Origin of the sequence: Planktothricoides sp. SR001, from assembly GCF_001276715.1 — a bacterium.
Classification (GTDB): domain Bacteria; phylum Cyanobacteriota; class Cyanobacteriia; order Cyanobacteriales; family Laspinemataceae; genus Planktothricoides; species Planktothricoides raciborskii.
Window position 1 is genome coordinate 23,169 of sequence record NZ_LIUQ01000007.1, and the last position, 9,762, is coordinate 32,930.

A 9,762-nucleotide genomic window follows, 5' to 3' on the forward strand; every position below is an offset into this window, starting at 1 on the left:
CAAAACCACTGGCAAAAGAGCCGATCGGCACCTGAAATACTTCTCCCTTTTCAGACAGGATCGAAGGTGGTGGGCTTTCCGCCCACCCTACATCTGATGGTGATGCAATTTTTTACACAATGGTTGCCAATTGTGCCGCCACATCTTGGGTGGTATCAATCGTTTTCACCAATGGCTGTTCCGCCTCAGTAAATGGTTCGGTTGCGGCTAGTTGACTGGCAAGTAAATCAGCGGTGGCGTCAGAAATATCTCCACTGCGTTGACTGAGCCAGTGACGCAATACCGCTTCCGGTGCGGTGCAATGCAGAATGGTGACGGGCAAGCTCTGGGCTTTTGCGGCGGCGATCGCCTCTGAGCGTAACTGAATGCGATCGTATTTCGCATCTAAAATCACCGGAAACCCAGATTTTGTCAGCATAATGCCCAATTCTAACAAACGTTGATAAGTTTTCTGGGTCATTTCCGGAGAATAAATTTCATTACCACCCCGTTCATTTAAACCAATACCCGCCAAATGTTTACGCACCGCATCAGAACGTAAGTGAATCGCCCCAATTTTTTCCGCTAAAATGCGAGCCGTCGTTGATTTTCCAGACCCGGATACTCCAGACATTAAAAATAACCGACCTTCACCGGGCTGAGTATATTCCCAAGCCAATTTATAATACTCTGCCGCTGCTTTTTCTGCCTGAGCTTTTTGGTCAGCGGGAACCCCTGGGTCATCTAACAAGAAAGACGTGACTTTAGCGCGGACATAAGCTTGGCGACTTAAATATAAAGGCAATAATTGCAATCCTGCCCAATCAGCGGTTTGCTCAATATAGGTGTTTAAAAACACATTGGCTAAATCTTTTCGTCCCCGGGCTTCAATGTCCATCACCGCAAAAGCCACATCATACATCGTATCGACAAAGCGGAATGGCTCGTTAAATTCAATACAGTCAAACAGGACGTTTTTTTCATCAATGATGGCAATATTTTTCAGGTGTAAATCTCCGTGGCATTCCCGGATTTTTTCCTGGGCAATCCGCTCTTGAAATAGGGCAGCTTTTTCGCCAAAAAAGCTATCGGTATAGGCTTTGGTTTGGTCAAACTGTGCTTGGGTTTGTGGCCCGCCAATATATTTCTCACTCTGGGCATAATTTTCGTCAAAAGCCTGACGAATTTGCGCTACTTCCCCAAATTTGAGAATGTAATCGTTGGTAGCGGTTTGGCGGTGGAAATCAGCCACTACTTTGCCCAACTCTTGCATTTCCGTTTGATTCAGCTTTCCGGCTTCAAACAGGTTAATCAGCAGAGCATCTTGGGGAAATTGGCGCATTTTTAAGGTATATTCCACTGGTTCGCCATGACCGCCTAGTTGATATTTATCCCCGGTTTGGGTAATGGGCAATACTTCTAGATAAATGTCCGGCGCACTGCGTCGGTTCATCCGCAATTCTTCCCCACAAAAATGCTGGCGTTTTGCCAAAGTTGAGAAATCCAAAAAGCCAAAATTGACGGGTTTTTTTAGTTTGTATGCATAAGCCCCAGCCAACAGTACAAAAGAAACATGGGTTTGGATTAATTTCACAGGTTCTGGCACCGGATGGGGATAGAACTCTGGCTGTAACATTTGTTGAATAACTGGGGGAAGATTGGTATCAGTCATGTTTTTTCTTTTCCTTTTTTCCTTGCTGGTGTTTTTGATTTTGGATCGGTTTTCTGATCCTAATCCTAGGTTATTGCGGCGAAATCTGTCAGATCGTCATTACAAAAAAACCAGGGATATTCCCCTGGTTGGTTCAAAGATTTTTTACTTAGGTGCCGCTACGTCTAATTGGCTCCTCCGTCTCCCTCATATCCACCTTGACTACCTAAGACCGTCACGACCACTTGATTGCCATCGGTAATCAACGGGGTGACACCGGCAGGCAGAACCAGTTCACTGATATGCAGGGCACTGCCCACTTGCAGACTAGAAATATCCACTTCAATTTTTTCCGGGATGCTATCGGGAGCGCATTTGACTTCTAGTTCAGTCAGGACTGGGTCTAGTAAACCACCATTCAACTTCACTCCAGGAGATTCACCGACGAATGCTAGGGGAATAGTGACTTCCACGCTGTCTTGTGCGGAAATCGCAAAAAAGCTGAGGTGATAGACTAAAGGTCTGCAAGGATGACTTTGAACTTCCCGCAACAGGGTTTTACCATTCCAAGAGAGTTCAGGAATGGTTAAATTTACCAAAGTGTTATTGACTGAAGCACTTTTGAGCAACAGTTCGGCGGCTTTAGCATTAACGGTGAGGGAAATCGATTCTGCCCCGTTGTGACCGTAGAGGGCGGCAGGAATTAATCCATCACGACGCAGGGCTTTGGTTTTGCTGCCTTCAGGGCGTTTTTGACATTCAAGTGTAAGTTCCATTTTGATTGATTGTTGGTTTTAGGTTGTCGTGATTAACTTTGTCTAAGATTTCAGTGTCAGTTCTGTCAGTTCTATTGGTCGATCGCTGGGATTGGTGCTTGTTTAGCCATCAGGCTTTTGAACTATGTCTGGCTTCAGTTCAGCCAGGAAGATGATTCCAGCCGATGATTCAAATCACGGCGATCGCCGTCAATAGAGATTGACAAACATACAATCTTAGCATTTTTTCCTTGAGTTTTTTGGCTGATTCAAGGCAAATTAGCCTGCATTTCTCCTGGTTTAGCGGATCAGAAATCAAGGTTTGGCGCTGACCGGGGTGCCATTGGCATCTAACAAGGCTCGTTTTGGCCCGTGGATCGGGTCTTCGACAATGATGGTTTGGTCGCGATCGGCTCCAAGAGAGACAATGGCAATGGGGACTTCCATCAGTTCAGCCAGGAATTTGAGATAGTCCAGGGCCTCCTTGGGTAAGTCTTCCAGGGTGCGGCAATTTTCCGTAGATTGCTTCCAACCGGGTACGGTTTCATAAATCGGTTGACAACGGGCAAATTGACGGGCATTGTTGGGGAAGTTTTCACAGCGAACGCCATCGATTTCGTAGGCGACACAAACTTTGATTTCTTCTAAGGTGTCGAGTACGTCCATTTTGGTAATGGCCAAACAATCTAGACCATTGATCCGCACCGCATAACGACCGATGACCGCATCAAACCAACCGCAACGCCGTTTGCGACCAGTGGTGGTGCCAAATTCTGCCCCGCGATCGCACAACAACTCGCCAATTCCTTCTTTCATTTCCGTGGGAAATGGCCCTTCCCCCACACGAGTGGTATAGGCTTTGGAGACCCCAATCACGCGGTCAATCATTGTCGGGCCAACTCCTGCCCCGACACAAGCCCCACCAGCCACCGGGTTAGAGGAGGTGACATAAGGATAGGTGCCGTGATCCAAGTCCAGTAAGGTGCCTTGGGCGCCTTCAAACAAAATATTGCGCCGTTCTTTGATTGCGTCATAGATTTTCAAGGACGCATCGACGACATGGGGTCGCAGGCGATCGGCGTATTCCAGGTACTCGGCGATCACCGTTTGCGGATCTAACGGCGGCAAGTCATAGAGCTTTTCTAAAATGACATTCTTATAATTGATCGTCCAAATCAGTTTTTCTTTCAGCCCATCTGGATCCATTAAGTCCAGGATCCGAATGCCAGTCCGCTCTGACTTGTCCGCATAAGTTGGGCCAATGCCCCGTCCCGTGGTGCCAATTTTATTATTGCCCCGTTTTTCTTCCGATGCCTCGTCAATGAGTCGATGGTAAGGCATGGTGACATGGGCAGTCTGAGACACCATCAAATTTTTTGTGGAAATATTCAGACCCTCTAGCTGATCCAGTTCTTGAATCAAAACTTTCGGGTCAATCACCGTCCCTGATCCAATGATACATTCAGTGGCAGGATAAAGAATACCAGAAGGAATCAGGTGCAGTTTAAAGGTCTGGTCGTTTACCACAACCGTATGACCGGCGTTGACCCCTCCTTGGTAACGTACTACTACGTTGGCTGACTTGCTGAGTAAGTCAGTGATTTTACCTTTTCCTTCATCGCCCCATTGGGCGCCTATAACAACGACGTTAGCCAAGGGTCTGTCCAGCTAGAGTTTACACAATCTTCTATTATTGTTTAAGCGGGTTCAAAATGTCAATTTCTTTTTAGCCAAATTTGATAAATTTTTTGTTAAAATTTATGAAGCGGCAGCCAAACATCCTTTGAGTGCCTAGAATTGGGGAGATTTGGCAGGGGCAGGACTGATGAACCGGGGGATGAATGGTTAGCGATCGCATTAATCCCATTAGCGGCAACCGGCAATGTGCTTATGTAAGAGCATTCGCCGAGGTCGCCAAAAGAACCAAGACATCCAATAAGGTTCGATGTACTGTAACCGATACCCATGATGAAAGTAAAGCTGTTTGGCGGCTTGGTTATTTTCTAGGACGTGCAAAAAAAGCTCATTAAACCCCCACTCTAGGGCAATTTCTTCACAACGATGCAATAATTGGGCGGCTACCCCTTGGCGCCGATATGGGGGAGAAACCGCGAGGTTGGATAAGTATAAGCATCGAGAAGCGAGATTTTGTCCCACCGAGGGGCTTTTGCTGCCCATTTCCACGGTGCCAATGATGGGACGATCGCTGACGGGAAGGTTCAGCGGGTTGGAGGCGATCGCCACTAGGCATATGTAATGGGGTGAAATGGATTGCATCCGGGTGCGTAAATCTTCATAAATTCCCAGGCGAAACAAGGGATTTAACCAGAAGTTTATTCCTCCTTGAGAGTGAAAACTTTCGGTTAAAATATCTGCCACTTTTATCAGTTCTTTAAATTGCACCGCACGAACCAAAACGGCAGGAGAACCGGCGGCACGGTCTGCCGGTTCTGGATCGGGTCTGATAGCGCTGAAACTAGAAGTCACAATTTAATGGAAAAGGAAATGAAGGCAATTAGCAGTAATTATTTTAAATCTAGTCGATTTCAGCGAGTTTTTCTCAACCGGGCTGAATAATTTATCAGTAATTCAGTAGTAATTCAGTAGTAATGATGAATGTTAGCACGATTCCGGCGCTGGTCTTTGGCGGCCACCTGAACCAGGGCGGGGGAATTATCCTGCATTGATATGTTAATGGGTGGCTACCATAAGATATTTGGGAGCATAAGGTGGCATTTTTGATGGGCGATCGCGCATCAGTCAAGGGGCGCTGCATTAATCCCGACAGACTGAAACCTTGGCTATGGGGAAATTGAGGATTTAGCCCTAAATGTTTCCTCCTGTTTCCTCATGCTTCCTCCCTCGACCCCTAAATATTTTTTTACCCAGAGATAAATAGCCCCAATTTATGCGGGATGGCTATTCTGGGTGCTCTGGGATTTTTCCCCTGACAATTTATCTGCCTTTCTGTCAATCAGCCAATAGGTAATCATGTCTCCTTTGCCCTTGACAAATATTTGACCGCGTTTTTCCACAACATACCGATCTTTTAATAATTCATAAGTGTCACCAGTAATTTGAATTTTGCCGGGAATTCCTGATGATTCCATCCGGGAGGCAACATTAACCGTATCTCCCCATAAGTCATAAATAAACTTTTTCTTGCCAATCACGCCCGCCACCACCGGCCCACTATGAATGCCAATTCTAATTTGAAATTCCTCTCGATTTTCTAGGGAAAATTGCTGGATCGAGCCTTGCATATCCAAGGCCATTTCGGCGATCGCCTGGGCATGATTTTTGCGCTGGACGGGTAAACCAGCGGCCACCATATATGCATCCCCAATGGTTTTAATCTTTTCTAATTGATACTTTTCGGCCAATTTATCAAACTTGGAAAACATCTCATTGAGCAGTTTTACTAAGTCGATGGGGGATAATCGAGCGGAAAGAGGAGTAAACCCGACAATATCGGAAAATAAAATACTCACCTCATCAAAATGTTCGGCGATCGCATCCGTGGATTGTTTCAACTGTTCGGCAATGGTTTTCGGCAGAATATTCAGCAGTAAACTTTCTGATTGTTGTTGGGCAAGATGCAGGGCTAACTCGGCTTCTTTGCGATCGCTAATATCTCGCGCTACCCAGATCACGGAATTTTCCGACATGGGAGAAACCCGGGCGGTAAACCATTTTGCTTCGGTATCGACGGTCAAGCGGTAATCAAAATTCAAAGTTTCTTGGGTTTCTAAAACCCGTTGAATTTTATCCTGAAGCCATTGAAAATTTTCTTCCAGACAAAAATGTTCAATAGTTAAGCCAATAATATCAATATCTGGGCTATATAAAGCGGCAGGATTGGTAGGGGCTATTTCAAAGTTGCCATCGGTATCTAGCACCAGGATGAGATCAGTCATCGCTGCAAAAAATGCCCGCATTTTTCTTTCAGAAGTTTGGAGTTGCTGCTCGACAATGTGGCGATCGCGAATTTCTCGTTCTAACTGTTCGGTTTTTGCTTCAAGTTGCTGTTGTAATTCTTGAGTATAGACCGCTGATTTTTCGGCAGACTGCTGCATTTCCTGCATCATCTCGTCCAAAGAATGCGCCAGAATTGCCAATTCTTTGACCATAATCCTGTCAACGGTAATCCTGTCAATGGTTTGCCCGGTTTTCCCTTGGGCGATCTCCTGAGCTGCTTCCCTTAACTGACGAATTCGCTGACGCATAAATTCCGTGATCGTTAGCGCCGTTAAACTGGTTAATCCCAGCGCCCCTATGCCAATTAAAATGGCCTTGCCAAGATCCGCATTAATTGGAGCCATCAAAGCTGATTCGGGAATCAATATAAAGAGCAGCCAATCCAACTCAGGACCCTGGGCAATCGGGGTGACGTGGAAAACGTAAGACTGACCATTGAATGTAAAACGGTAGCGCTGACTTTGATCAATTTCCGCCCAGTCTTGACGATCAAGTTGTAAAAATTGCATGGCGGATTGAATTAACTCGTCACCGTTAGGCATTGTCTTAATGCTTTCCGGGGCTTCAGAGTTAGGAATCAAAGGCAAGTTTGACTCTCGACGGACTACAATTTTCCCGGAGCGTTCCACAATGGCAATTTGTTTAAATTGGTTTATGTTTAAACTTTGAAGAAGATTACCAATTTCTGAAGGGGTTAGTACGCGATCGGGGGGATTGCCCAACTGATTCACTCGCTGTTTTACTTGGGCAGCAACTTCAGTCATTAACTGGCTTGATAAGTCATTCACAGCCTTTTTGCCGTTGTACCATGATAGCCCCGCAGTCAGCCCCACAGCGACTAAAATTTGCAGTGCAAAGGGGATGATTAGCATTAAGCGCAGTGGCACTTTGACCGAATTCTGGAGCATTGGATTCGCGGAAGTTGGGAAAGACATCACTTGGAACCATTCAGATTAATTGATTTATTATGGTATCGAGAGTCAATTCTTGCTAGTCAGTGGGTGAAATAGGAAATTTCTGATCGCGTTTATTATGTTTACTCGCCATTGAACCGCTGATTCATTTCAGCTATGACTTGAGGTTTAGTCGGACATCGATTTAAGGCTAAAAATGACAACCGATCGCTACCCGTGAAATCGCAGATGTTCAACTGATTTCCTCCAAGGGGTTTTCTGTGTTCCGGTACAGATCATCGGGGTTTCTGAGGACAGCCTTAAATTGATTTCGTGAGTTTATTTTAGCGGAAAAATAATCCAAAATACCTATGATCGAGCAAGGAAAAAACAAATCATTTCACTGCGTAGGCGCGATCGCCCAGGGGTCTGCACATTGTAAAATTTGCCTGTAGAAGATTGGCAAAGTCACAAATGAGCACAGAAATGGAAATCAGCGATCGTTATCGCACACAACTGCCGCAAATCGATATGCCCCCACGACTATTATTAGGCCCAGGCCCGTCCAATGCCCATCCCCGGGTATTGGCCGCCCTGGGTTTACGCCAAGTCGGGCATTTGGATCCGGCATTTCTGCAACTAATGAACGAAATCCAAGACTTGCTACGCTATGCGTGGCAAACGGACAACCGGCTGACGATCGCCATCAGTGGCGCTGGCAGTGCCGCAATGGAAGCCACCTTAGCAAACACCGTAGAACCGGGAGATGTAGTGTTAGTCGGAGTCAAAGGTTACTTTGGACATCGCCTGGTGGATATGGCAACTCGTTACGGCGCTGATGTCCGCAAACTAACGAAACCTTGGGGCGAAGCATTTACCCTGGAGGAAATTCGCCAAGCCTTAGAAACCCATCAACCGAAAATCCTCGCCTTAGTCCATGCGGAAACTTCCACGGGGGTGCGCCAGCCCTTAGAAGGGATCGGCGACCTTTGTCACAAACATGGTTGCTTATTGCTCGTAGATACGGTGACAAGTTTAGGGGGAGTGCCATTATTCATCGATGAATGGGGTATAGACCTGGCCTATAGTTGCAGTCAGAAAGGCCTCGGATGTCCCCCCGGAATTAGCCCGTTTACCATGAGTCCTCGGGCTGTGGAAAAATTGCACCAACGTAAATCTGTGGTGCCTAACTGGTATTTGGATATGTCCCTATTGACCAAATATTGGGGAGATGAACGGATTTACCATCACACCGCCCCGATTAATATGAACTATGCCTTGCGCGAAGCGTTGCGTTTAATTGCGGAAGAAGGATTGGGCGCTCGCTGGGAACGTCATCGCCTCAATGCTGAATTATTGTGGGCAGGATTGGAGGATTTAGGCTTAGTTTGTCATGTGGCGAAAGAATTTCGCTTGCCCACTTTAATCACGGTACGCATCCCTGATGGCGTCAATGGCAAGGCCGTGAGTCAAAAACTCATGCATGACTACAATGTGGAAATTGGCAACGGTTTAGGTGAGTTAGCCGGTAAAGTCTGGCGGATTGGTTTGATGGGATATAATAGCCGCCCGGAAAATGTGCTGCTGCTGTTAGAAGCTTTGAAACGGGTTTTAGCTGCGGCTTAAAAGGCTTAAAATATTATGTTGGTTACTGGTTATTAGTTGTTGGTTATTCGTTATTAGTTATTATTGGTTAGTGGTTATTTAGCCACATAAAGAATCCACATAAAGAATAATGAATAACCAATAGCCAATAACTAACAACAGTCTGTAGGGGCGAATCCCTATTCGCCCGTACCAGTCAACAATTAACAGTTAACATTTAATTAAGATAATGACGATTTATTTTTACAAGGTGGAAAATCCTTATGGCTATTTGTCCAATTTCTCTCTGCACGGAATTTATCTAGATAGTGCCGAATGGCTAACGGTCGAACATTACTATCAAGCGCAAAAATTTGTCGGCAGTCCGAATGAATCGGTGATTCCCTTGATTGCGGCAGCCCCAACCCCAGAAGCGGCAGCGGCTTTAGGCCGCGATCGCACCCTGATCCTCCGGTCTGACTGGGAGCAAGTCAAACGACCCATTATGCGATCGGCAGTTTTACAGAAGTTTCTCTCTCACCGGGATATTCAGCAACAACTTTTAGACACAGGAGATGAAACACTGATCGAAGACTCACCCAAAGATTATTACTGGGGATGCGGGGCTGATCATACCGGCCATAACTACTTAGGAAAAATTCTGATGGCGGTGCGCGAAGAAATCCGACTCCGGCTTCAATCTTCCTGAGTTATACTCCATAAGAAAATCTCAAATTAGCTGAGTAGTCGGGGCTTGCTCCCGTCTCGCCTCTCAGTATTTTTTCAGTATTTTTTATAAAGTTTAAGTTGAAATCGGCCAACCAACAGGGAACAGGCAACAGGCAACCGGGAACTGGGAACTGGGAACAGGGAAGCAGAGGAGCAGAGGAGCAGAGGAGCAGAGGAGAGAGTGAATAGTGAA

The 9,762-nt window shown here is 46.1% G+C and carries 8 protein-coding genes; 2 read left to right on the forward strand and 6 right to left on the reverse strand.

Annotated elements, in window-relative coordinates:
• Window positions 1–112 precede the first annotated feature (112 nt).
• The 6 genes from AM228_RS06190 to AM228_RS34940 all read right to left on the reverse strand — a co-directional run bounded on the left by AM228_RS06190 (window position 113) and on the right by AM228_RS34940 (window position 7,311).
• Entirely contained in the window at window positions 113–1,651 is a 1,539-nt protein-coding gene (locus tag AM228_RS06190) for an AAA family ATPase (RefSeq protein WP_054465232.1), read from the reverse strand.
• Window positions 1,652–1,815: 164 nt separating this feature from the next.
• Window positions 1,816–2,406: a 50S ribosomal protein L25/general stress protein Ctc gene (locus tag AM228_RS06195; protein WP_054465233.1), complete on the reverse strand. Its 591-nt coding sequence runs from the start codon at window positions 2,404–2,406 to the stop codon at window positions 1,816–1,818.
• Window positions 2,407–2,700: 294 nt separating this feature from the next.
• Window positions 2,701–4,041: an adenylosuccinate synthase gene (locus tag AM228_RS06200; protein ID WP_054465234.1), complete on the reverse strand. Its 1,341-nt coding sequence runs from the start codon at window positions 4,039–4,041 to the stop codon at window positions 2,701–2,703.
• 210 nt (window positions 4,042–4,251) lie between these two features.
• On the reverse strand, window positions 4,252–4,872 hold the full coding sequence (locus AM228_RS06205; protein ID WP_054465235.1) for an N-acetyltransferase: 621 nt from the start codon (window positions 4,870–4,872) through the stop codon (window positions 4,252–4,254).
• A gap of 419 nt (window positions 4,873–5,291) precedes the next feature.
• Window positions 5,292–7,151: an adenylate/guanylate cyclase domain-containing protein gene (locus AM228_RS34015; RefSeq protein WP_231636654.1), complete on the reverse strand. Its 1,860-nt coding sequence runs from the start codon at window positions 7,149–7,151 to the stop codon at window positions 5,292–5,294.
• Window positions 7,144–7,311, reverse strand: coding sequence for a hypothetical protein (locus AM228_RS34940; RefSeq protein WP_231636656.1), 168 nt, complete (start codon window positions 7,309–7,311; stop codon window positions 7,144–7,146). The genes AM228_RS34015 and AM228_RS34940 overlap by 8 nt, the downstream gene beginning before the upstream one ends.
• Before the next feature lie 419 nt (window positions 7,312–7,730).
• On the opposite strand from AM228_RS34940, the gene AM228_RS06215 reads away from it, so the two are divergent.
• Window positions 7,731–8,882: an alanine--glyoxylate aminotransferase family protein gene (locus AM228_RS06215; RefSeq protein ID WP_190877305.1), complete on the forward strand. Its 1,152-nt coding sequence runs from the start codon at window positions 7,731–7,733 to the stop codon at window positions 8,880–8,882.
• Between the two features lie 208 nt (window positions 8,883–9,090).
• Window positions 9,091–9,549 (forward strand): NADAR family protein, encoded by a 459-nt coding sequence (locus AM228_RS06220; protein WP_054465237.1) that lies wholly within the window; start codon window positions 9,091–9,093, stop codon window positions 9,547–9,549.
• Window positions 9,550–9,762 lie beyond the last annotated feature (213 nt).